We start from the raw sequence: 23,174 nt of genomic DNA on the forward strand, positions 1-23,174 counted from the left end.
CACGGATAGCGTTGGAGTTGGTCTTCTTTGGTGAATCACTCTGCCATGAAAAAAAACCCGAAACTCTTTTTTGCTCTTGGTGGCCACGGGGCGCTCCAGTTGTTATAAAGGATTAACGCTCGGCTCCTATCAACATGTGAGAGCGCAAGCAATCGGTCAACGGCATCGTTCACGCGGTGCGCGGATGGTACCGGAAGAAATTGCCGTCACGCACTTGCCGCCTATTCACGTTTAGTCGGCACCAACGTTGGACGGCGGAGAGTCGTGTGCAACGCGACCGATGCGGTTGCTAGTTGCGCAAAGTAGCCGGCACCAAACGCGGCAAATGACCGAAGCACTTCGAGTTTCAGCCGTACGCAATACCAACCGAACGTCGCTTCGTGGCCGAAAGTAGACATTTAGATGAGAAAAGGTGTCTGACTACAATTTGGCCATTTAAATTGTAGTCAGACACCTTTATTCACAGCTTCTTTTATTCCTTAGACACTTGTCATTGGCTGGGGAGCAATCACATTTTGCACTGCATCCTGTTCCGTTGCAGTTTGAATCGACGTTATGCCTAGCAGGTTGTGTGTCTGCAGAAGACCGGGTTGTGCCACGGGCACCATTGCGCTTATCACTTCCAGCACAGGAAAGTCGCGGCGATCTTCGAGGAACTTTGCAACCATAATATGAGCACCAATTGGAAGGGATGCGGGAGGTGGTACTTTTGCATCGGCCGCCAAAAATTGCTGCACTATTGTCCACCCTGTATAGAAAATTTCCATGAACTCGCCATCATAAGGGAGCGGACAAATCACGAGATTTTTAGCGTCATCGAAGCTAATTCCGTCTCCTGATCCGTGGCGTGCCGGTACGATGCCAATCCGTAGCCCTGCTGCGCCTTCTAAGTGAGCCCTGTTAATTTTGACGGTGGTTCCTACCCACCGGTCACTATCGCGATTACCGAGGAAAAGATCTGCTTTCCAAAGCCCCGAGATACTACTGGGGAGCAACTCGCGCTGAGAGCTCCGCCGAAAGGCATCTGTCAGCGTCTGAATGTACTGTTTTAGCTTTGGCGGCTGGGCTTGAACACCTGTTAGAACTCTAGACTCGTCCGTCAATAAATTGGCCGGGGACCCAATTACCTGCAAAGCACCCGTCTTTTCTGCTCCGAAGAGGATCGACGCAGTATCGCTTCCCGGAACTCGGCAGTACCGAGCAAGGCTTTCGGACACCTTCTCCACGACCGATGGAACTTTTCTATTAATAGCGTCGTGTGCCGCATACTCGAAGCAAATTCCACAATCACCAAAACCCGGGCGGTACACCCGCGGAAGCATGAAAAGGCGGATATTTTCTAAACCACCACATTCAGCGACCACTTCGCTTTTCAACCCGAAGAGCAAACCCTGAAGAATGGGACGGACCACGGCCATGAGAGCAGAAACCTCATCAGCCACAGCTGAAGTTTGAGTTTCAACTTGGAGAGCGATTTGGTTCATTTTTTTTAAATCCCTGAAAAACAGTATCAGACCACAATTTCTCCAGCCAAATTGGAATCTGACAATTATTTTTCATTAAACGTGACACGACCAATATGTTCTAAATCATTCACCGCCAAACCTTAACTGTCTTGGCATCATAAATATGCATCTTGCAACGAAATTTACCTGCAATTCCTTCTATATATTCTCTATCTGCATCCGAATAGACTCCGATATATAAGCTCCAAAGCTTATTTGGCCCTTTTCGTTTCGAAGCCCTATTTATAGCATCTATAATATGCTCGTCATAGGGACCAAATCCAAAACCAAACGTCACCAATGACCCCTCAGCCTGGCAAAAGCTGTCATAACAGTAAGTAAGATATTGATTGTGCGTAATATGCGTTAACTTCTGCCGACCATCCCCGGCGGTCACAAATATGGGATACTCCCCATTTTCCATTCGCCTACTAATATTTTCGAGAATATAATTGTATACAGTATATTCTTCCTTGATAACTTCGACCCCGTTATCAAAAAACGGCAAGGCACCATGGAGATAAAAAACATTCTGCGTGCTGCGGTGCTTCCCCCATATAAGATCAGACCAAATTTGATCTTCGAGCTTCATATACTCGCCTGTATCGTTCACCAACTCCCTTCCGCAACCATCAACATGTTTGAATAGATCATTACGCATCAAAACCCAGTACAGCAATAGATCGTAATTGGTAGAGAATAGATTTCCACCAGTCTTGACAAACGTTTGGAGAAATTCGGCACATGTCCGACTCTGATCTTCCGGTACTTTGAAAACATGCTTGGGATGTAACGCCTTGACTGCGTCCAAAAGGCTTGTTTTTAGTTTGGCACTGGCGGCTTCGACACGATTTTTGAGCGCTGGGTCTGCACCGAATGCGTCTATCAAAGCAGAAAAATTATCAAGATATTGCATGATCAATTCGAAATTCTGCGTTTCAATAACGCCGAGAATTGCCGAGAGATCTTCGTTGTCTATTTTCGTGACAAAATTATGCAATGCGTTATATGAGAATATTTTCGCATCATACGCAACACTAAAACCGTTCCCAAGAAGCAAATTAAAATTGCGCTTCGGGTTCTTTTTTATAGATGCAAGAACATCATCAAAACTCTCCAGCTTCATCAGAGCACCATTTCCCTTGATTCATAATATTGAAAACATCAAGATCGAAATAAAGGTGTCAGACTACAATTTGGCCGGGTAAATTGTAGTCTGACTGCCTATTTTCCATGGCAAAATCGACAGCTACACTAAGCTGCCAAATCTGTTTCATAGAACCCCACTGTTTTCCTAAGCGCATCAGAGAAATTGTAAATTTCATCAATAGATGAGATAGGATGCCGAGTTTCACTCTTACTCTCGTCAAATACCCCCACATACTTCTGTGCACGATTGAAGTGAAGACGACAAATGGGCTTCCTGTTGTTGTCATCCAGAAGTATGCCCATATAGCTTTGCGTATCTCGTTGAACGACCCGTTTCACGTCGACCACAGCTCGGACAATTGCTTTGACCACGTGGTAGCCTTCGATTTCCTCCAGCGTCGTGGTAATCAAGTCGTCTGACTTATCCCCGATATCTTCAGCTTCAGGCGTATCGGCCACAACCGAGGTGACCGCATTACTATTCATCGCAGACTTAAGTCGCTCATTGATCTGGTCATTCAAAAATTGACCAAGCGCACGTTTCGTCAATGAGGAAAATTGATCTCGAACTCGTTGTGTGATCACGCCCTCATAGACTCGCGAAGCGAACAGCTTGACGAAATCTTCTTCAGGGGCAACGAATTGATTGGCGACGATCTTCTTGATCTGACTCAGATATTTAAGCTCGCCGGCAGCACTAATGACCGACTCCAGATCAAACGCGCCTTTAGTCAGCTTCTTCAGTTCGGGGACGATGTAGTCGTCGATATCGAGTAGGTCAAGCTCCAGAAATGGCTTCTGGTCCATCTTGTTGGGCGCATCAAGATCGGTATAGAACTGATAAACCTGCCCATTGGTAAGAATGGAGACTCTCGCGGTCGTGACATGAAAGTAGCGGAACAGCTGAGAGGCGTGATTTATGTTCAGCGGATCACCAAACTTCTTGCACTCAATCAAGATCTGGATCTGTGAATTCTGAAGAATCGCGTAGTCGACCTTCTCACCCTTCTTGGTACCAACGTCGGCAATGAACTCGGGCGTCACCTCGTTGGGATCGAAGACGTCGTATCCCAATATGTTGTGAATGAACGGCATCACAAACGCATTCTTCGTCGCCTCTTCGGTCTTGATGCCAGGGCCTTGTTGACGAATTTTTTCGGAAAGGCCTCTGAGTTTTTCCATCAACTCCATGCTCTGCTCCAATTTGCGTACGAGCTATCGCTCGCGTTGGTTCACAATCTCGAGAAAGTATCTAAGCGCCTAGGTAAAAGTGATCGCGAACAGGCCAGTTCGTGACAAATATCTACAGATATTACCCGAACTTTACTTTAGGGGCAGAGTGAGGATGGGGCGCTGGAGCAACGCCAAAAAATACGCCAACCAGCACAAGCAGCGTCTTGTCCCACCAACACCGCTCAAGCTCTAGTACGGCTAGTAGGTCTCCGAGACCTTAGGATCCGTCACTAGGTGAGAAATCATGCTCGGGCTGGTGCCTAAGTCCACCCCATGCTTTACCATTTTCCGCATATTGGTTTTGCTGGCTGCGCGGAATCTCATCCACGTTAAGGAGACGATCCATGCCAAAGTTTGTAACGATCGGATATGGCGACCAAGAGGGTTACGATCGCACCCCAGTCGCGATTAGAAACGCAGCGCATGCGCACGACTCAGAATTGCAGAAAGACGGCGTATTGATGGGCATTGCAGGCACGCCAATACAGGTGCGTAACCACGGGGCTGTTCGAACTGAAACAGCCCCCGGCCCATTCATGCAATCCCCCTTGCCCGTAGCCGGCTTCGCCATCATCGAAGCCGCCGACATGGCCGAAGCTATAGCGATGGTGTCGCAAACACCCTGCGCCGTCGCGCACGGGGTCGTTGAGGTGTGGCCGCTGGAACAGCCGTAGCGGCAGTTCTCATTCGCACCGTGGGTTTATGTCTTGCAAGAACAAGGCAATGGCAGCCCAGCAGCCTATCCCCTACCCCGCATTCACAAATGCCGATGGCTGCAAACCATGACCAGCCCGGTCAGCCTCTCGATCAGCCTGGCCAGCCCCCTCGCGCTGCCATCATCCAACCATTCCGTCCGAACCATCCGAAACCCCATCGTCAGGCTGTACTGCCAATCCAACTCCAGTATCCGGTAATCACGACCATTCTCCGCGCAATGCCACTGCGCCGCCGGATCCTCGTAAGCCGCCCCAATGAAATCAACATGCGAGTCAAACGGCGGCATCGACTCCAGCAGTACGTCTGAACCCGGCAAGCTGGGCTCGGAGAGGTTTTCCCCCACCGCCACGCGCGGCTCAGAGCCGTCGTAGGCCAGCAGCATCAGCGGAAAATTCCTGGGATCCGCGTCATAGGAAGCTTGGGTGTCAGGAGTGAGATAGGGTCTTGCCGCAGGCCCCAGGCAGTATTGCGGGCTGTTCCAATCGCTGCCCTCATTATCCGCATACAGCTCTCCGGGCGTGATGCCTTGGCTGGCCAACAACTCCAGAGCTTCGGCCATGGTGTCGTTATGGCGAATGGGAATATCCGCAGGCAGATACCCCGCCCGCACGTACATCGCAATCACGTCGCCTGTCGTGCGCAACGGTTCCTGATACTGGTACGAGCCTTCGTTCAAGGTGGCCAGACCGAAGCTCAGGTTCAGCAACGCTCGATACGGGATATTGCCTCCGCGCGGTTCGAGTACGTATCCGCCTTCCAGCAGCTTCGTTTCCAGCGCCTGCCAATCGGGCGGCGGTAAATGCAGGTCGCGGGGGCACAGGAACTGGTGGTGTTCGGACATTAATGGGACTCGCTCTGTTGAGATGTCTAAAGTCGGCCAAGGCGACGGCGGGCCGTCTTGCCATCCGCGGTAGCCATAATCAAAACGTCTAGGGTATACGCACCAAGCCTGATCCATTTAGGGCGGACCGTGCCCAACCCAAGACAATCGGCCGCTACGCGCCAGCAGCATCGATCAATTCCGCCGACGACTCCCGCAAGCACTCTGCGAACAGCTCCGTGGTGGAAGTCGTCGTATCTTCGCGCCAATACAGAATCGCCTCCCCCAATGGCCCCAGCGGCGGCAGCGGCAGCATCCGCATGGTTCCGCGCTGTACGTAGCGGCGCGCGAGCGACAGCGGCAGGATCGAAACGTATCCCCCGTCGCGCAGCAAGGACAGGTTCAGCGCCAATGAACTGGACTCGATGGTCGGACGAAGCAGGGTCACGCCATGTTCGGCCAGGATCTCGACCATGGTCGCAAAGGCGGGCGAACCCTGCATCGGCGTGATCCAGCGCACGTCCTGCAGGTCGTCCCAGGCCACTGGGGTGTCCGGGCCGCCCAATGGGTGGCGCGTACCCACCACGAACACGAACGGCTCGTGATGCAAGGACTCATGGCGCATCACTGGCAGATACCCGGTCACGCGGTTGCGGCCCAAGGCCAGGTCGAGGTTGCCTTCGTCCATCATCTTGAGCAGGCGGTCGAGCGTGGCTTCCACGAACGAGAACGAGGCATTCGGCGCGCGCCGCGTGAACAGCTCGACGGCATGCGCGATCAGGGGTTGGGGAATCGTCACCACGGCGCCGAATCTCACGTGGCCCGCCGTGCCAGAGGCCAGCGCCTTGACGTCGCGCCGCGCCAGTTCGATCTGGCGCAGGATCTCGCGCCCGCGTTCGACCAGCACGCGGCCTATGCGCGTCAATTCGATGGCGTTGCCTACACGGCGCACGACCGGCGCGGCCAGCGCCTCCTCGATCTCCGCGATCTGCTTGGAGATGGCAGGTTGCGTGACGTGGAACGCGGCGGCCACCCGAGTCACCTGGCGCAGCTCGCCCAGCGCCACCAGGATACGCAGATGCCCAAGCTTCAGGCCGCTGCGGAAAAAGCGTTCTATCGAATTGTCGGACGGCGTGTTGGCGGACATATCGGGAATGGGAAGACGGGGGGATCGGTCGCCATCAGGTAACGGCGCAAGCCGCCAATCATAACCAAACGGTAATGCCAAATGCGGAAAGTGTGATTTGCCGCCGAATGCGAGCAGCCCGTACCCTTCGAACGGACAGCACTGTAGCGCAGGCCTTTCGTGAAGCATCGACGATCAACCGGGAACAAAGATTGATCCCACGCCGATGCCGCATCGCATAACCGAACTCGCAGGCTGCCGAATAACTCGATGTGCCCCATGGCACACACCCACGGAGACAACACTCATGAGCACGTCCCTATCCGGCGGCGCGCCGGCCTATGCCGGCGCGCAGGCCGCGCAGAATCCTGCGCAGCTAGACGCGCTGTACCGCAAGCTGGCCTGGCGCATCATGCCGTTCCTGTTCCTGTCGTTCATCGTCGCGTACATCGACCGCGTGAACGTGAGCTTCGCCAAGCTGCAAATGCTGGCCGACCTGTCGATGTCGGAAACGGTCTACGGCTTGGGGGCCGGCATTTTCTTTCTGGGCTACTTCATCTTCGAGGTGCCCAGCAATCTGATCCTGCATCGCGTGGGCGCGCGCATTTGGATTGCGCGCATCATGGTCACGTGGTCGATCATTTCCTGTCTGACGATGTACGCGCAGGGACCGCTGTCGTTCTATCTGCTGCGTTTCCTGCTGGGGGTGGCGGAAGCCGGCTTCTTCCCGGGCATCGTGCTTTATCTGTCGACCTGGTTCCCGTCGAGCCGCCGCTCGCAGATCATCGCGCTGTTCATGGTGGCCATTCCGGTGTCGGGCGCCATCGGCGGTCCGCTGTCCGGCTGGATCATGGAGCGGTTCGGCGGCATGCATGGCCTGGCCGGCTGGCAGTGGCTGTTCCTGGTTGAAGGCCTGGGGTCGCTGCTGGTCGGGATTGCCGCCTTCTTCATGCTGCAGGACCGGATCGAGACGGTGAAGTGGCTGAACGCGGACGAGAAGCGCCTGCTGGCGCAGGATCTGGCGGCCGACGACAGCACGCGGGCCCGCCATAGCGTGCGGCAGGTGTTCGGCGACCGCAAAGTGTGGCTGCTCGGCCTGCTCTATTTCTGCATCGCCATGGGCAACTACGGCCTGGTGTTCTGGCTGCCGACGATGATACGGGCCGCGGGCGTGGCCAATCTGGGCAATATCGGCCTGCTGTCGGCGGTGCCGTCACTCATCAGCGCGGTGGCGATGATACTCATCGCGCGCCATGCGGACCGCACGAACGAACGCCGCATCCACGTTGCCGTGTGCTGCGTGCTGGGCGCCGCCGGCATGCTGGTATCGGTGCTGTTTGCCGAGCACCTGTGGTGGTCGATGGCCGCCCTCATCGTCGCCGCCATCGGCATCAATTCGATCGCGCCGGTCTTCTGGGGCATTCCCACGGCGATGATGAGCGGCGCGGGCGCCGCAGCGGCCATCGCGCTGATCAATTCGGTGGGCAACCTGGCCGGTTTCGTCAGCCCGTATGTCATCGGCTTTCTCAAGGACACCACGGGGCAGCTGCTGCCCGGCATGATCCTGCTGGCCTGCGCGCTGGTCGGCGGGGCCTTCATTGCCATGTCGCTGCGCACGAAGCGGGGTCAGGCATGAGCGTGCCCGTCTGTCTGGTAACCGGCGCCGCCAGCGGCATCGGCGCGGCCACGGCCCTGCGTTTCGCGCGTGAAGGCTGGGCCGTGGCCATCAATAATTTCGACGGCGGCACCCGGGCGGCGGCCGAGGCGGTGGCCGCGCAGTGCGGCGAGGCCGGCGCCCAGGCCATCGTCGTGGATGCCGACGTGGGCGACGACGCTGCCTGCCGCGGCTTGGTCGATGCCGTCGCGGCGCGGTGGGGACGGCTGGACGCGGTCGTCAACAGCGCGGGCACGACCCGCGTGATTCCGCACGGCGACCTGGAAGCGGTCGATGCCAGCGAGTTCGAACGCGTCTATCGCGTGAACCTCATCGGCATGTTCCAGATGACGCGCGCCGCGGCTCGCCTGTTGCGCGAGCGTCCGGCAGGCGCGGCGTCGGGCTGCGTCATCAATATTTCTTCGCTGGCGTCCCTGAATGGCACGGGATCGTCCATCGCTTATGCGGCCTCGAAGGGCGCGGTCAATTCGCTGACGCTGTCGCTCGCGCGCAATCTCGCCCCCCAGGTCCGCGTGAATGCCATCGCCCCGGGCATGGTCGACGACGGCCTGCTGCGGCGCGTGCTGGGCGACGAGGCCTACGCCCGAGTGGTCGACGGCATGCGCGAGAACGCGCCGCTCAAGCGGGTGTCGCAGCCGTCGGAGGTCGCGGAACTGGCCTGGTTCATTGCCGCCCGCGCGCCGGCGATGACCGGCCAGGTGCTGGCCCTGGAAAACGGCTTGATGCTCAACACCTGAGCCTCCTCCGATACTGATACTAGGAACACCATCCATGAAAGATCTGCACAAACACCGCTCCCGCACGGTCACCGAGGGTGTGACGCGCGCCCCGCACCGTGCCTTCCTGCGCGCCACGGGCCTGGACGACGAGGCCATCGACAAGCCGTTCGTCGCCATCGTCGACACCTTCGGCGAGAACACGCCCTGTTCCATGTCGCTGAACCAGGTCTCGGACAACGTCCGTCTCGGGATCGCGGCCGGCGGCGGCGTGCCGATACGCGGCTCGGCGATCTCGGTCTCCGACGGAACGTCGATGAATCACTCGGGCATGCGCTTCTCGCTGGTGTCGCGCGAGACCATCGCCGACAGCGTCGAGTTGTTCGTGCGCGCCCACTGCTACGACGCGCTGGTCGGCGTGGCCGGTTGCGACAAGACCCTGCCGGGCATCCTGATGGGCATGGTGCGCGTGAACGTCCCCGGCGTGTTCCTGTTCGGCGGGGCAATGTTGCCCGGCGTGGCCCCGGACGGCTCGCAAGCCTCGATCCTGACGGCCATCGAGGCCGTGGGCGCGGCGCAGCGCGGCGACATGTCGGCCGAGACGCTGCGCGGCATAGAAAAGCGCTGCACGCCGACCGCCGGTTCCTGCCCGGGGCAATTCACGGCCAACACCATGGCGATGGTCGCTGAGGTGCTGGGGCTGGCCCCGCTGGGCTCGGCGATGGTGCCGGCCGTCTACAGCGAACGCATCGCGATTGCCCGCCGCGCCGGTGAAAACGTCATGCGCGCGCTGCGCAACGGCGGGCCGCTGCCGCGCGACCTTGTGACGCGCAAGAGCCTGGAGAACGCCTGCGCGGCCGTCGCCGCCACCGGGGGGTCGACCAATGCCATGCTGCACATCCCGGCCATCGCCCACGAGGCAGGCATCACATTCACGCTCGATGACGTGTCGGAAGTGCTGGCGCGCACGCCGCTCATCGGAGACATGCAGCCGGGCGGACGCTATCTTGCCGTGGACCTGCATCATGTCGGCGGCGTGCCGGCGGTGCTCAACGCCCTGCTCGCGGGCGGACATATACACGGCGACACGCTCACGCAAAGCGGCGAAACGCTGGAAACGGCGCTGCGCGCCTTCCCCGGCCCCGACGGCCGCGTGGTCAAGCCGCATGACGAACCGCTCTCGCCCAACGCGGGGCTGGTGGTCCTGCGCGGCAATCTGGCCCCGGACGGCGCCGCGCTGAAGACCGCCGGCCTCAAGCAGCTGGTGTTCTCGGGCACGGCGCGGGTCTTCGAGACGGAAGAGGACTGCATGGCCGTGGTTGCCGCCGGTACCTATCGGGAAGGCGACGTCCTCGTCATACGCAACGAAGGGCCCAAGGGCGGCCCGGGCATGCGTGAAATGCTGAGCGTCACCGCCGCGATCTACGGGCAAGGCATGGGAGAAAAGGTCGCGCTGCTGACCGATGGCCGGTTCTCGGGCGCCACGCGCGGCATGTGCATCGGCTATGTCGGCCCCGAAGCGGCGGCGGGCGGTCCGATACGCCTGCTGCGCGACGGCGACCGCATACACATCGATGCAATCAAGGGGAGCCTGGACGTCGAACTCTCCGACGAGGAACTCGCGCAGCGGGCAAAGGCCAGCCAACCGTTCGCCCGCGGCAGGCTGGGTGGCGTGCTTGAGAAATATGAAGCGCTGGTGCGTCCGGCCAAGCTGGGCGCCGTGACCCATTCCGGGGCCGTGAACTGGCCTTACGAACCGTCGCTCGGGGAAGCTCCTGCCCAAGGGGGCCAGGAATGACGAAGACGCCGCGCATCGGTTTTTGCGGCATCGGCCGCATGGGTGAACCCATGACCCGGCGGCTGTTGGCCGCTGGTCACGAGGTCGCCGTCTGGAACCGCTCCAGCGCGAAGCTCGACTCGCTTGCCGCTGCCGGGGCCGTGGCAAAGGCAACGCCGCAGGCGCTGGGCGAGAGCGTGGACATCGCCCTGCTTTGCCTGGGCGACGGCAAAGCCGTGGAGGACGTGGTGTTCGGCGCGCACGGGTTGGCGCAAGCCGCCACGCCGCCCGCTTGCCTCATCGACCATTCGACCTTGTCGCCCGCGCTCACGCGCGCCCTGGCCCAGCGCTGGACAGCGGCAACTGGCGGCGTGTGGATCGATGCGCCTGTCTCGGGCGGCACGGACGGCGCAGCGGCCGGCAAGCTGGCCATCATGGCGGGCGGACCGGCGGATACGATCGAAGCCGTAACGCCCGTGCTGCGCGCCTACGCCGCGCGCGTCACGCGCATGGGGGAGGTCGGCGCGGGCCAGACCACCAAGCTCGCCAATCAGGCCATCGTCGCGACCACGCTCGCCGGCCTGGCCGAAGCCTTCGTGCTGGCCAAGCGCAGCGGCATCGATACGGCGGTCCTGCCTTCGGCCCTGCAAGGCGGTTGGGCCGACTCCGTGCTGCTGCAAACCTTGTGGCCGCGCATGGTGACCCCGCCCGAGCAAGCCACCGGCACGGTGCGCGTGCTGCTCAAGGATCTGGACGCGATTGCCGAACTGGCCGAAGCGAGCGCCACGGTCCAACGCGTGCTGCCGGAAGTGCAGCGCCTGCTGCAGGATGCCGCGCAGCGCGGCATGGGAGATTGGGATCTATCTCAAGTTTTCCGGATCGGTGAAGCGGAGAGCCAGGCCGGCGCGTAATGGACTGCACGATGGGGAGCGCCTGGCGCCCCCCTCCTCCGTCAACCCAACGGCAACGCCAGCACCTGCTTCGTCGTCATGATGTCGCCGAAAGTGTCATCGATGCTCGCCAGCGCGGCGCGATGCAGCATCGCATGCGGCAAGGCCGACTGTTCCCCCGCACCCGTATCCAGGTCGCGCGTGGCGCAGGCATCGGCCGCCACGATCACCTGATAACCCAGCGGCACTGCGTCGCGGGCCGCGCCTGCGACGCAGGCGTGCGTCATCAGACCGGTGATCACCAGCGTGCGTACGCCAGCCGCCTTCAGGCGCTGGTCGATGTCGGTGCTGGGAAACACGCTGACAGTGGACTTGCGCAGCACCGTATGGCCCGGCGCGGGACTCAGGTCGGGGTGGAATTCGATGCCCGTGCTGCCGTCGGCGAAGACCGGGCTGCCGGCGGGCGTGCCGTGCTGGATGTGGAAGACCGGGATGCCATGCTGATCGGCGTGGGCAACGAGCTGCGCCGCGTTGCGCAGGGCCGCCGGGCCTTCAGGGATGGGCAGCCTGCCGCTGAAGTATTCATTCTGGAAGTCGATCACCAGCAAGGCGGTGCTGGCCGGGTCGATGGACTGCGGGGCGGTGGCGCCGGCGATGGCGCGAATGGTCGGGTGGTTCATCGTAGGTCCTTGATCTGTAGGCGTTTAGTGTGCCGTTCACGCACGAGGGCGAACGGCATCAAGGATGCGCCATCGGGCATTAACCCGAAAGTGGCCCGAATACCAATTAGTGATAGGATCGGGCCAAATCCGCATTCCTGCCTCTTGTGCCATGCATACCATCGCCGTCGTCGCCTTCGCGGGCATCAGTTCCTTCCACCTGTCCGTGCCCTGCATGGTGTTCGGCGACGATCTGGCCCGGCTGGGCGTGCCGCGCTATCGCCTGCTGGTTTGCGGCGAAGCGGTCGGACCCGTCGCGACCATGTCGGGTTTCGATATCCATGTGCCGCACGACTATTCGGCCCTGGCCGAGGCCGACACGGTGATCGTGCCCGCCTGGCGCGATCCGGACGAGCGCCCGCCGGAAACCATGCTGCAGGCCCTGCGCGAAGCGCATGCGCGCGGCGCGCGGGTCATCGGCTTGTGCCTGGGCGCCTTTGTGCTGGCGGAGGCCGGCCTGCTCGACGGCCGCCCGGCTTCGACGCACTGGGTCTGGAGCGACGACTTCGCCCGCAAGTACCCGCAGATCCGTCTCGACCGCAAGGCCCTGTACGTGGACGACGGCGATATCCTGACCTCGGCCGGCACCGCGGCCGCCATCGATTGCTGCTTGCACCTGCTGCGCTGCGACCATGGCGCAGAACTCGCTAACCGGGTGGCCCGCCGCATGGTGATGGCGCCGCACCGCGATGGCGGGCAGGCGCAGTACATCGAACGGCCGCTGACGCGGGAGGACGGCGGCGACCCGATAAGCGTCGCGATGGAATGGGCCATCGAGCATTTGCAGGAGCCGCTGGGGCTGGACCGCCTGGCCGACCACGCCGGACTGAGCCGCCGCAATTTCACCCGGCGCTTCAAGCTGAAGACGGGCACGACGGTGACGCAATGGGTGCTGAACCACAGGCTGGCCGCGGCGCAGCGCCTGCTGGAGACGGGCGGGCTGTCGGTGGACCGGGTGGCCGAGGCTACGGGATTCGGGTCGACGGTGTCGCTGCGGCAGCATTTCACGGCGGCGTTTTCGGTGTCGCCTGCCGCTTATCGGAAGCAGTTCCGGCAGCGGTGATGGAGTTTTGTATCGACGAACCAAGGCTCGGATGCTGGCCAGGTTTGATCGATGCGCGCGGGGCAACAAATAATTCAAACAGAGTTCGTCTTTTCAAGCTGGCGCTCGCCAACTAAGCATAGTCAAAAACAAGATTTAGCCTCCCTTCTCCCCACGCTATATTTTTTTCATCAGCCGCGCCTCGCACAGAGAGCCGGATCAAACCGCCCATGGCCATCAATCGTCGCGGCGCTTATTAATCATCCAGCGGCATCACACCGGAAAGCGATGAAGAGAAGAATGTCCAATGAGACACAGGGAGTCTTTTTCTTGCAGGCGATGCGTGCGCTGCGCGGCGGCGCACACGCCCTTGCAGGACGCCTCAGCCTGCCGCTCATCATTATCGCGGCTTGGCAATCGGCTTCCGTCACAGGCCTGATTTCGCCCACCCTCTTGCCCTCCCCGCTCCATGTCGCCGAGACGGTGGCGTACCTGATCGACAGCGGAGAACTCTGGCGCCACGTCAGCGCCAGCGGCCTGCGAGTGATACAGGGCTTCGTCGCGGCTGCCGCGCTGGCGCTGACATTGGGAATCTCCATGGGAATCTTCAACCGCCTGGAGCGATTCGTGGATTTCCTGATTCAAATACTCAAGCCGGTTCCCCCTATCGCCTGGATTCCGCTGTCGGTCCTCTGGTTTGGCATTGACGAAGGCGCCAAGATTTTCATCATCGTGCTCGGCAGCTTTTTTCCGATTCTGACGACTACCGTGGACGCCATCCGCCAGACGGACCGGCGCTACGTGGAGCTGGCCCGGACGCTGGAGCTGCCCCGCCATCTGTTCATCCGCAAGATCATGCTTCCGGGCGCGACGCCGCAGATCATGAGCGGTCTGCGCATAGGCCTGGCCATGGCCTGGATGTGCGTTGTAGCCGCCGAGCTGATAGCAGCGCCCAGCGGCGTAGGCTTTCTGATCATGGACGGCCGGGCGATGTCCCAGGCAGATTTGGTGCTGGCAGGCATGCTGACCCTGGGTGTGCTTGGGAAGATCACTGACGACGTTCTACGGGCTGTGGAACAACCGCTGGTCCTCTGGCGTCCTCAGTTCAAGGGGATGACACGCACATGAATGCCCTATCGCAAGCGCCGCAACGGGCAGGCAACGCCATGCAGGCCCTGAATGTGAGCAAGCAATACCTGGGTCCCCATGGCCAGCATGTGGCGGCGCTGATAAACATAGATCTCATCTTTCCCGAAGGCAGCATCACCTGCGTGGTGGGGACCAGCGGTTGCGGCAAGAGCACCTTGCTCAGGATCCTGGCTGGCCTGGATGGCGATCATGGCGGCAGCGTCACGCTAGGCGCACAGACTTTCTCCGGGCCATCGCTCCAACGCGGCGTGGTGTTCCAGGACCATCGCCTGCTGCCCTGGATGACGATTGCGGAAAATGTGGCACTGGGCCTGCACCGCGAGACCGCCCAGAGACGCCAGGAGATCGTGGACCAGAAGCTGGAGTTGGTTGGGCTATTGGCGTTTCGCGACACCTATCCTGCACAGCTTTCGGGCGGCATGGCCCAACGTGTAGCCATTGCACGTGCGCTGGCGCATGAGCCGCGCGTGCTGCTGCTGGACGAGCCGTTCGGCGCGCTGGACACCATCACCCGGCTGCAGATGCAGGATGAGTTGCTCCGAATCCGCGAGAAGGAACGGGTGACGACCGTGCTGATCACCCATGACATCGAGGAAGCCGTCTATCTGGGCGATCGGATTGCCGTCCTGTCGAGCAGGCCGGGCACGGTACGGGCCGTGGTCGATGTCGAGTTGCATCACCCGCGCAAGAGGACAAGCGCCAGCTTCGCGGCCTTGCGCCAGTCGCTTTACGAGCAATTTCTACAACATGCCTCCGGAGCGCCGCCAAGCAACGTGCCAGAGCGTGGCGATACGGCTTACACCCCGATAGCAGGTGGCACCCATGCATGAACGATTCCGGAACCTCATGACAGCGGCGGTCTTCGGCGCAGTCTTGCTCTGCTCCATGGCGGCCCACGCCACCGATACGCTGCGCCTGGGCGTCATGCCCTTCGTGCCGTACTCGGCAAGCCTGCTGGCCCGGCAATACGGCTGGGTGGAAGAGGAACTGAAAAAGGCCGGCCACGACGACGTCAAAGTCATCTGGACGCAATTTTCCGGCGGCCCGCCGATCAATGAGGCGTTTGCTTCCGGCGACCTGGACATCGCCGCGCTCGGTGACACTGCCGCATTGATCGGCCGCGCTTCCGGAATCGACGATCGCATTATCGGTCTGTCATACAAGGGAGAGGAAACGCTGGCGCTGATGGTGCGCAAGGATGCGCCATTCCAGAGCGTGGCAGAGCTCAAGGGTAAGAAGGTGGCGACGTTGCGCGGGGGAAACGTGCATGAACTGCTGGCGCTTATCCTTGCCGAATCCGGCCTGAAACTGTCGGACGTGCAGTTTCTCAACCTGTCTCTGCAGGACATGAACACGGCGCTGCTCAATAGCGATATTGACGCCGCGCTGGTGTGGGACCCCGTCTTCACTCAGTTGGAGACCGAAGGCCAGGCACGCACGCTGCGCGATGGCAAGGGCCTCAAGAGCAATCTGATTCCCATCATCGCCTCCGCATCGCTCATCCAGCAGAAGCCCGAGTATGTCCAGGCCTACCTGCGCGGTATCGCCCGCGGCGCCGACGCGCTGAAACGCCGGCCGCAGGAAGCGGCCGCCGAGCTGGCTCCTGTTTTCGGATTGAGTCCGGCGCAGACGTTGACGGCATTCAGCCGTTCCACCTGGGTCCCGCGTCTGGACGCGCAAGCGTTGGCCGAACTGAGGCGTTCAGTCGAGTTCCTGTTGGGTAATCGAATGATCCGCAAGCCCCTGGATCTGGACAAGTTTGTCGATCCTGCAGACGCCGCGACCACAGACCTGACGGGATATTTGGGATCCGCCCGTGATCCCTCCAACCCGATCCCGGCGGGGTTACCCCATGCCTGAATCAAACAAAGGCATAGCGCCCCAAAACACGGATGATCAACCCCGGGCCTTGCCGGCGCGGCTGGTGCTTTGGCCTGCGACGCGCCCTGATTTCCAAGCCGTTCGCGACATCGTGCTCGAAGCTGAAGCGTTGGGCGCAAGCGCGGCGCTGATCACAGGTGGACGCGGCGCGCTGGAACCCTTGACCGTGGTAGGCGCGCTGGCGCCGCTGACCGTACGCATAGGCCTGCTCGCCGAAGTCGACGCTGCCGAAACCCATCCCTATACCGCTGCCCGCCGACTGGCGGCGCTCGATCACATCAGTGGCGGCAGGATTGGCTGGTCGCTGACAGGCGCTCGCGAACCTGGCCGCATTCGGGACTACGTCGATGCGGTGCATGCGCTCTGGGATAGTTGGGATGACGATGCCCATCGATTCGACAAGCGCAGCGGCGTCTACATCGATACGGATCGGATCGCGGCAGCGGACCACGCAGGGCCGTTCTATCGCGTGGCAGGCCCGCTCGATATTCCTCGACCGCCGCAGGGCCGCCTGCCCAGGGTGGGCGATGACAGCACTGCGGATGTCTCTTTCAGTGAGTGGATTGACGTCGTGGCAGTTCCGACCGCATGGCGCAAGCTGTGCGCCCGGTTCGAACCGGGCGTCGCGGATACCGCCGGACGGCCGCCTCGGACGCTGCGGCGCGAGTTAGGCCTATCGGACATTCCCCCGCAGTACTCCAACCGTCTTGCCGCCGCCCCAAATCCATGACCGCTCAAGATCGATCGTTGATTCTGCTCGTGAACGCCTTTGTCGCGGGCCACCACGAGGGGGCTTGGCGGCTGCCCCAAGCTCAACCAGAACGCCTGCGTGACATCCGCTATCACCAGGAGATCGCCCGCCTCGCCGAGACTGGGGGCTTTCATGCCATGTTCGTCGCGGATTTCTTCGTGTTCAATCCGGGCGCGCGCCATAGCCCGCGCTGGGAACTGGATCCGCTGACGCTCCTGTCGGGTGTCGCGCAGGCGACCGAACGGCTGGGCTTGATCGCAACAGGATCGGCCACGCTGAGCACGCCGGAAGAAATTGCGCGCACCTTTTCCACGTTGGATCATGTCAGCGCCGGACGCGCCCTCTGGAACATCGTGACCAATGGCGATCCCGCGGCAGCCGCCAATTTTGGACAGGACAAGCCCGTACCGCATCAGCAGCGCTACCAGATCGGCGCGCAGGCTGTTCAAGACGTGCTGCAGCTTTGGCGCAAAGGACAGGACGTGCCAGCGCCAGTCCAGTCGCATCCGGTTCTGGTGCAGGCCGGGTCCTCATCGGATGGCCGCGACTTCGCCTCGCGCTATGCCGAACTGGTATTCACCGCGCAAAACACCATCGGGGAGGCACATGCGTTTCGTCACGACTTGCTGACACGCGCCGCGGCGCATGGACGCAAGCCTGATGCTGTGAAGCTCATACCCGGCATCAGCCCCGCCATCGGCAGCACGGTTGAAGAGGCGCGCCGCAAAAAGCGCGACCTTGACGAGTTGATCGTACCGGAAGCTTCGCTGGCGTGGCTGGCTGGCTTTGGAATCGATCTGGGAGCCCACGACCTGGACGGTCCCCTGCCGCCGATATTGGGTGACATCGATAGATTCGAAGGGATAAAAAGCCGTTTCGGGGTAATCGCTTCGGTAATCGAACGCCACCGCCCGACGACCATCCGTGCGTTGCTCCAGTTACTTGCGGGCAGTCGCGGCCATGCCAGCCTGAGCGGCACGCCGGAGAGCATCGCGGACCTGATTGCCGAGTGGTTCCAACAGGGCGCGGCCGATGGCTTCATGCTGATGCCGCATGCTTTCCCGAGCGAGTTCCAGTTGTTCGTGGACGAAGTCGTGCCCTTGCTACGCCGACGCGGCTTGCTGCGGGATGGAGACCGGCAAGCGGGCTTGCGTGAACGCCTGGGGTTGCCGATGGAAGGGCTGGGCGAGCGAATCTAGGAAATATCTGCGCAATGCCCCCCAGATGAGGGTCTGAAAAGGCATTCGTCTGCCGCAGTAGGCCAAGGGCCTATGAAATGGGACAAAAGCGGCGCTATCGCCCGCAATCGACGAGCATCTGCCCCCCTACTCCAGAGGCACGAAGAAAATCCCGCCATATCAGTACATTTACATCCGCTCCTGCCGTAAATCTAGATAAGTCTGGTTTATTGAAAACAGGAGTTTGATGTGGCAGAAAAAGGCTTGATCCGTGGACTTGTGATCGGCGTACCCTCATTGGTGGTTTTGGGAGCCGCTTCCCTCTCCATGCTGGGGTACGGTGCAGCCAGTGCCATTGAAAGCCGCTTTGGCGTGCCTACGGAATTGACGTATGACACGCCACTAGATCTTCTGCATCTCTCCAGTCACGCGTTTTCCGGCTGGATAGAAATTGCGGACGAGATACACACCCTCGAAAACTTCAAACTGTTGGCCATCGTCATGGCGGCCATAGGCCTCGCCATCACTCTGGTTTTCATTGGCTCGCACACGCCGAAAGTGCGCGAACCCGTGATAAAGGCCGGAAGCAGCATCGCGCTCATGCTCTCCAAAATTCCTGGCTGGCAGTTCATTCAAAGAGGCCGGAGATGGCTGCGCAAGGAAATAATCAGCTTCATTCCACTAGCCGCACTCAGCATTGCACCTTGGCTACTTATTTTCGCCATGAAGACCGTGCTGATTCTATTTGCCCTCCTTCCCTATTTGGGATACGTGGGGGCAATGAAACAGCTCCAAACCTGGATAGTTTCCGCTGAGCATTGCACCCCAATCGGCAGCAGAAATGAGAGATTGATTCTCTCCGACCTTCCAAAGACATCTGCCCAGCAAGAGAACAAAAGCAAGGCCACTCCATGCCTCGCTCTCTGGAGAAACGGTTCCATGATTGCAGAAGGCCGACATGTCGCGTCAACCGGAAGCACCATCATCCTTTTTGATCCGGTAAGCGGCAATGTGACGATAGAGCCGACCGAGGGAAGCTCCTTGCGTTTACACGGCCTTTCCGCAATGACGCTGAAAGAGTTGATTGAAACTCCCAACACCGACAACTAAGGCGGAAAATGGCTCGATTATTTGATAGAAAACATCTATAGCCTTGAAATAATCATAGCAAAATATATAAAATTACTTGCCTATAGCAAACAATAATATGCCTTAAGCAAGTAATTGGAACTCCCCCATGACAGAGCAATCGCTCTACGACCGCGCCGAAGCGGTCCGGCATTTCAACCGTTTCTACACCCGCCAGATCGGCGTCCTGCATGAGCACCTGCTGGCCAGCGAGTTCTCGCTGACCGAAGTCCGCATTCTTTATGAACTGGCCCACAGGCCGGCGCTCAGCACCTCGGACCTGTGCCGGGAACTGAACCTGGACGCCGGGTATGTCAGCCGCGTGATCTCGGGCTTCGAAAAGAAAGGCTTGATCGCCAAGACGCGCTCGGCCGCGGATGCCCGCGTCGGCCTGCTGGAACTGACAGAGGCCGGCCGGGCGGCGTTTGCTCCGCTCAATGAAGCGTCCCGCAACGAGATCATCGCCATCCTCAAACAGCTATCGGAGCCGGCGCAAGCGCAGCTGGTCAATGCCATGAACGAAATCCAGAACCTGCTCGGCGACAAAGCCCCCCTGCCCTATGTGCTGCGCGATCCGCGCCCGGGCGACATGGGGCTGGTGGTGGCAAACCAGGCCATGGTCTATGCGCAAGAATTCGGCTGGAACTCGGAGTACGAGGCGCTCGTGGCCGAGATCGTGGCGAAGTTCATCCGGGAGTTCGACCGCGAGCGAGAGCGCTGCTGGATCGCGGAGAAGGACGGGAAGATGGTGGGCTCTGTCTTCGTGGTGCGGCAGGACGAAACCACGGCGAAGCTGCGCCTGCTGTATGTGGACGGCTCCGCGCGCGGGCTGGGCATAGGCCATCGGCTGGTCGACGAGTGCCTGCGTTTTGCGCGGCAGGCGGGCTACAAGCGCATGGTGTTGTGGACCAATAGCGTGCTGACGGACGCGCGCCGGATCTATGAAAAGGCCGGCTTCGAACTGGTCGAGGATGAACAGCACCACAGTTTCGGCAAGGATCTGGTGGGACAGTATTGGGCGCGGGATCTGTAGAAAGCGCGATGCATCCCTGCGGCCAGATCAAATCCGTTTCCACGGACAGGCTCGACTCCGATGAGTGAACGCGCCCAGGCCATATGCGCCGCCGCCGTCACAGGCGCGCTTGTGGGGGCCGCGATGGTGTCCACCCGCGCGGTGTCGAGCGACGTGTCGCCCGAGACGCTGGCTTTCCTGCGTTATGCCATCGGGGCGCTCGTGCTTGCCGCGCCCATGCTGCGGCGATGGTCTGTACGGTTCACGGCCAAGGATTTCTGCGCGGTGGCGGGCCTGGGCATACTGCAATTCGCGCTGCTGATATTGCTGTTGAACTACGCGCTGGCCCGGCTGCCGGCCGCCACTTGCGCGCTGGTGTTTTCCACGCTGCCGCTGGTAACGCTGTGCCTGGCGATTGCCACGGGACGCGAGCAGTTCAGCTGGCCGCGGCTGATCGGCGCGGGCGTGGCGGTCTCTGGGATTGCGCTATTGCTGCAACCCTCTGCCGCCGCGGTGGGCAGCGCCGCAGATGGCTGGGCATGGGCCGCCTTGTTGGGCGCGACCTTCATCGGCGCGGCTTGCAGTCTTTTATATCGCCCGTACCTGCGTCGCTATCCATCCATGTATGTCAGCGTGGTGGCGATGCTGGTGTCGGTCTTGTTCCTGGCGGGCGTCTGCCTGGCGCGAAGCGCGCCATTGCTGCCCAGCCTGTCCGGCTTTCAATGGGCGAACGTGGTGTTCATCGGGCTTTCCAGCGCGGGGGGCTATTTTTGCCTGCTGTGGGCGCTAAGCCGCCTGGAGGCAAGCCGGGTAATGTCGTTTCAGGCGCTGGCGCCGATTACGGCAGTATTGATCGAGCTGCTGAGCGGCTCGTATCCGCTGACCTGGCGCCTGACGGGGGCTTTTGTTCTGGTGTTATCGGGCGTCTGGTTCGGCACGCATGAACGGCGTGCAAGCGCCGCTTGACTCTGCCTCTGGAGCATCAAACCGTTCAGGTTTCTGGATTGATCCGGGCGCGCGTCTTCTCGTCCAGGATGCTGCGCACCAGCGCAAACAAAGGATCCGCGTCGGTGTGCTTCTGGCCGTAGGTCAGATTGAACCCATAGTCGAAATCCGGCGGATTCAAACCCTGCGTGTGCTGCAGGATGGTTTCCAGCTTGTCCAGGGCCTTGACGGCTTTGGCTTCCGGCGTGGCGGCATCCTCATATTCCTGCCAAAGCGCCAGGATTCCTGCGCGCTGTTGCTCATCCAGGGAGCGGGTCAGGTGCAGCAGGTCGGCTTTCTCCTGTTTGGCCTTGTCCGGATGATGGTGTTTCTCGATCGCGGGCACGTCGCCATGGATGGCCTCGCCCAGATCGTGCAGCACACACAGCTTCAGAACCTTGAGCATGTCCAGGCCGGCCAACTCGTCTTCGAAGGCCATGGCCATCAGGCACAGGCGCCAGCTGTGTTCGGCCGTGCTTTCGGGGCGGCCGGTGGACGTGAATCCGCTACGCAGCACGCTCTTGAGTTTTTCGGCTTCCTGCAGAAAGGCCAGCCGGCCTTTGATGTTCTCGATATTCATTTCAATTCCAACCCAATGCGGCGCGGCCATGGGCCGCGCCCGCCATCACAAGGTCGGCTGCGGAATGGGGATATCCTTCGATATCAGGTCGCCGTCTTGAATCCTTGTGTCGCACCCGGAGCTTAGGCCCCACTTGGTGACCGTGCCGTCATCAATCCTGAACTTCTCCGTGCATCGGTAGATGGTGTTGTTGATGATGCCACGGACGTATTCGTACGAAATGATCTTGCCGCCGCTGGACAAGGTATAGCTGTTGGTGGGCGGCCCCCATTTGGAAACCAGCTTTTCTTCGCTTTCGCCAACCCACGATTGCATCATGTCAGCCCTGGTTTCCTGGCGTTCATTGTTGATCATATTGCCTAGCGGGGAACCCGCGCACCCGGCAAGCAGTTGAGCCACAAGAACCGTCAAGATTAGCTTCTTCATTTATTTTTTCCCCTGGGATCGGCCTGACATGGCCGTGGATTGCAAAGACAGCAGTTCGCAGTGCGGCCTAGCAGCAAGATTCCTTCGGCAGATCGAACCCGACCTTGACGCTGGTCGCGATCACGTTCTTGAAAGCTGCATCGGCGACGCTGTTGTAGCGGGCGTCGCAATTGAATTTGTTATTGAGCAGGTAATCCTTGCCTTCCGCCTTTTCCATCTGCGTGGCCCATTTCTCGGCTGCATCCAGCGCTTGGTCTCCGGCCTGTACAAAGCCCAGCATGATTTCCATGCCACCGGCTGCGCGAGGCGCGGTCCAGCTTGCGTACACCCAGGGATCGGCGGCGTTGCCGCAGTCGGTCAGGCAATCTGCCGTATAAGCCAGGTTCGAGTCGAAGGCGGCGGGGGTGAGTTTCTGCCCCTGCTTGGGCGCATATTCGCCTATGAAGCTGGCAAGGTCGGGCTTGCAGGTTTCAGAGGGTTCCATGCTCAATGCCGATACCTTGCCCGACTGGATCGTCGCGGTGACCAGGCAGCCCTGCACGTCGAACACGCGATCGTCACCATAGGATTCCTGCGGCGCGCCGGCTATCGTTTCGAAATGCGCCTGGCTCTTGCCCAGCATTTTTCCATTGAAGACTTCCTGCACGGTGGCGGCCTGCGCAATATTGCCGCCGGCCATCAGCAGCCCCATGGCCAAAACTCTGAAATACATACTG

General features: G+C 60.3%; 23 protein-coding genes. 14 read left to right on the top strand and 9 right to left on the bottom strand.

Annotation, left to right across the window (positions count from 1 at the left end; translation table 11 throughout):
• Positions 1 to 479 precede the first annotated feature (479 nt).
• The 3 genes from IB257_RS06175 to IB257_RS06185 all read right to left on the bottom strand — a co-directional run bounded on the left by IB257_RS06175 (position 480) and on the right by IB257_RS06185 (position 3,845).
• Positions 480 to 1,484, bottom strand: a complete 1,005-nt coding sequence (locus IB257_RS06175; RefSeq protein WP_192492033.1) for a hypothetical protein — start codon at positions 1,482 to 1,484, stop codon at positions 480 to 482.
• Between the two features lie 109 nt (positions 1,485 to 1,593).
• The gene (locus IB257_RS06180) at positions 1,594 to 2,631 is read right to left on the bottom strand and encodes a DUF4917 family protein (RefSeq protein WP_192492034.1); all 1,038 of its coding nucleotides are present in this window, start codon (positions 2,629 to 2,631) and stop codon (positions 1,594 to 1,596) included.
• 128 nt (positions 2,632 to 2,759) lie between these two features.
• Entirely contained in the window at positions 2,760 to 3,845 is a 1,086-nt protein-coding gene (locus IB257_RS06185) for a type I restriction endonuclease (RefSeq protein WP_192492035.1), read from the bottom strand.
• Positions 3,846 to 4,231: 386 nt separating this feature from the next.
• Between IB257_RS06185 and IB257_RS06190 the strand changes: the two genes are divergently transcribed.
• The gene (locus tag IB257_RS06190; RefSeq protein ID WP_192492036.1) at positions 4,232 to 4,561 is read left to right on the top strand and encodes a YciI family protein; all 330 of its coding nucleotides are present in this window, start codon (positions 4,232 to 4,234) and stop codon (positions 4,559 to 4,561) included.
• A gap of 83 nt (positions 4,562 to 4,644) precedes the next feature.
• Here IB257_RS06190 and IB257_RS06195 read toward each other — a convergent pair whose 3' ends face one another.
• Both IB257_RS06195 and IB257_RS06200 read right to left on the bottom strand, forming a co-directional pair.
• Positions 4,645 to 5,445 (bottom strand): hypothetical protein, encoded by an 801-nt coding sequence (locus IB257_RS06195; RefSeq protein WP_192492037.1) that lies wholly within the window; start codon positions 5,443 to 5,445, stop codon positions 4,645 to 4,647.
• A gap of 154 nt (positions 5,446 to 5,599) precedes the next feature.
• Positions 5,600 to 6,571 (bottom strand): LysR family transcriptional regulator, encoded by a 972-nt coding sequence (locus IB257_RS06200; protein WP_192492038.1) that lies wholly within the window; start codon positions 6,569 to 6,571, stop codon positions 5,600 to 5,602.
• Positions 6,572 to 6,857: 286 nt separating this feature from the next.
• Between IB257_RS06200 and IB257_RS06205 the strand changes: the two genes are divergently transcribed.
• Genes IB257_RS06205 through IB257_RS06220 form a run of 4 tightly spaced genes read left to right on the top strand, consistent with a single transcriptional unit; the run spans position 6,858 to position 11,629 of the window.
• Positions 6,858 to 8,186 (top strand): MFS transporter, encoded by a 1,329-nt coding sequence (locus tag IB257_RS06205; protein ID WP_192492039.1) that lies wholly within the window; start codon positions 6,858 to 6,860, stop codon positions 8,184 to 8,186.
• Complete coding sequence (locus IB257_RS06210; protein ID WP_192492040.1) at positions 8,183 to 8,962, top strand: SDR family NAD(P)-dependent oxidoreductase; 780 nt, start codon at positions 8,183 to 8,185, stop codon at positions 8,960 to 8,962. Before IB257_RS06205 ends, IB257_RS06210 begins: the two co-directional genes overlap by 4 nt.
• 34 nt (positions 8,963 to 8,996) lie before the next feature.
• Positions 8,997 to 10,739, top strand: coding sequence for a dihydroxy-acid dehydratase (gene ilvD / locus IB257_RS06215; RefSeq protein WP_192492041.1), 1,743 nt, complete (start codon positions 8,997 to 8,999; stop codon positions 10,737 to 10,739).
• The gene (locus tag IB257_RS06220; RefSeq protein WP_192492042.1) at positions 10,736 to 11,629 is read left to right on the top strand and encodes an NAD(P)-dependent oxidoreductase; all 894 of its coding nucleotides are present in this window, start codon (positions 10,736 to 10,738) and stop codon (positions 11,627 to 11,629) included. Before ilvD ends, IB257_RS06220 begins: the two co-directional genes overlap by 4 nt.
• Before the next feature lie 41 nt (positions 11,630 to 11,670).
• Here IB257_RS06220 and IB257_RS06225 read toward each other — a convergent pair whose 3' ends face one another.
• Positions 11,671 to 12,288 carry a cysteine hydrolase family protein gene (locus IB257_RS06225; protein WP_192492043.1) on the bottom strand — a complete coding sequence of 206 codons (618 nt, stop codon included), beginning with the start codon at positions 12,286 to 12,288 and terminating at the stop codon, positions 11,671 to 11,673.
• Between the two features lie 151 nt (positions 12,289 to 12,439).
• Between IB257_RS06225 and IB257_RS06230 the strand changes: the two genes are divergently transcribed.
• The 9 genes from IB257_RS06230 (at position 12,440) to IB257_RS06270 (ending at position 21,434) form a co-directional block, all read left to right on the top strand.
• Entirely contained in the window at positions 12,440 to 13,390 is a 951-nt protein-coding gene (locus IB257_RS06230; protein ID WP_054456291.1) for a GlxA family transcriptional regulator, read from the top strand.
• 279 nt (positions 13,391 to 13,669) lie between these two features.
• Positions 13,670 to 14,497 carry an ABC transporter permease gene (locus IB257_RS06235; protein WP_225588749.1) on the top strand — a complete coding sequence of 276 codons (828 nt, stop codon included), beginning with the start codon at positions 13,670 to 13,672 and terminating at the stop codon, positions 14,495 to 14,497.
• Positions 14,494 to 15,348: an ABC transporter ATP-binding protein gene (locus IB257_RS06240; protein WP_225588750.1), complete on the top strand. Its 855-nt coding sequence runs from the start codon at positions 14,494 to 14,496 to the stop codon at positions 15,346 to 15,348. Before IB257_RS06235 ends, IB257_RS06240 begins: the two co-directional genes overlap by 4 nt.
• On the top strand, positions 15,341 to 16,378 hold the full coding sequence (locus IB257_RS06245; protein ID WP_192492045.1) for an aliphatic sulfonate ABC transporter substrate-binding protein: 1,038 nt from the start codon (positions 15,341 to 15,343) through the stop codon (positions 16,376 to 16,378). Before IB257_RS06240 ends, IB257_RS06245 begins: the two co-directional genes overlap by 8 nt.
• Positions 16,371 to 17,129 (top strand): LLM class flavin-dependent oxidoreductase, encoded by a 759-nt coding sequence (locus IB257_RS06250; RefSeq protein WP_192492046.1) that lies wholly within the window; start codon positions 16,371 to 16,373, stop codon positions 17,127 to 17,129. The genes IB257_RS06245 and IB257_RS06250 overlap by 8 nt, the downstream gene beginning before the upstream one ends.
• A complete protein-coding gene (locus tag IB257_RS06255; protein ID WP_192492047.1) occupies positions 17,126 to 18,349 on the top strand; it encodes an LLM class flavin-dependent oxidoreductase in 1,224 nt (407 codons plus the stop codon). Before IB257_RS06250 ends, IB257_RS06255 begins: the two co-directional genes overlap by 4 nt.
• 228 nt (positions 18,350 to 18,577) lie before the next feature.
• Positions 18,578 to 19,438 (top strand): hypothetical protein, encoded by an 861-nt coding sequence (locus IB257_RS06260; RefSeq protein WP_175162310.1) that lies wholly within the window; start codon positions 18,578 to 18,580, stop codon positions 19,436 to 19,438.
• Positions 19,439 to 19,565: 127 nt separating this feature from the next.
• Positions 19,566 to 20,489 carry a bifunctional helix-turn-helix transcriptional regulator/GNAT family N-acetyltransferase gene (locus tag IB257_RS06265; protein WP_192492048.1) on the top strand — a complete coding sequence of 308 codons (924 nt, stop codon included), beginning with the start codon at positions 19,566 to 19,568 and terminating at the stop codon, positions 20,487 to 20,489.
• Positions 20,490 to 20,549: 60 nt separating this feature from the next.
• A complete protein-coding gene (locus tag IB257_RS06270; protein WP_192492049.1) occupies positions 20,550 to 21,434 on the top strand; it encodes a DMT family transporter in 885 nt (294 codons plus the stop codon).
• 25 nt (positions 21,435 to 21,459) lie between these two features.
• Here the strand turns inward: IB257_RS06270 and IB257_RS06275 are convergent, their stop codons facing one another.
• The 3 genes from IB257_RS06275 to IB257_RS06285 form a co-directional block, all read right to left on the bottom strand.
• Positions 21,460 to 22,032: an HD family hydrolase gene (locus IB257_RS06275; RefSeq protein WP_125472351.1), complete on the bottom strand. Its 573-nt coding sequence runs from the start codon at positions 22,030 to 22,032 to the stop codon at positions 21,460 to 21,462.
• Between the two features lie 45 nt (positions 22,033 to 22,077).
• Positions 22,078 to 22,458, bottom strand: coding sequence for a hypothetical protein (locus IB257_RS06280; protein ID WP_192328409.1), 381 nt, complete (start codon positions 22,456 to 22,458; stop codon positions 22,078 to 22,080).
• Positions 22,459 to 22,525: 67 nt separating this feature from the next.
• Positions 22,526 to 23,170, bottom strand: a complete 645-nt coding sequence (locus IB257_RS06285; protein ID WP_192492050.1) for a hypothetical protein — start codon at positions 23,168 to 23,170, stop codon at positions 22,526 to 22,528.
• Between the last annotated feature and the right edge of the window lie 4 nt (positions 23,171 to 23,174).

Source organism: Achromobacter sp. ACM03 (assembly GCF_014851665.1).
Taxonomy (GTDB): Bacteria; Pseudomonadota; Gammaproteobacteria; order Burkholderiales; family Burkholderiaceae_B; genus Achromobacter; species Achromobacter aegrifaciens.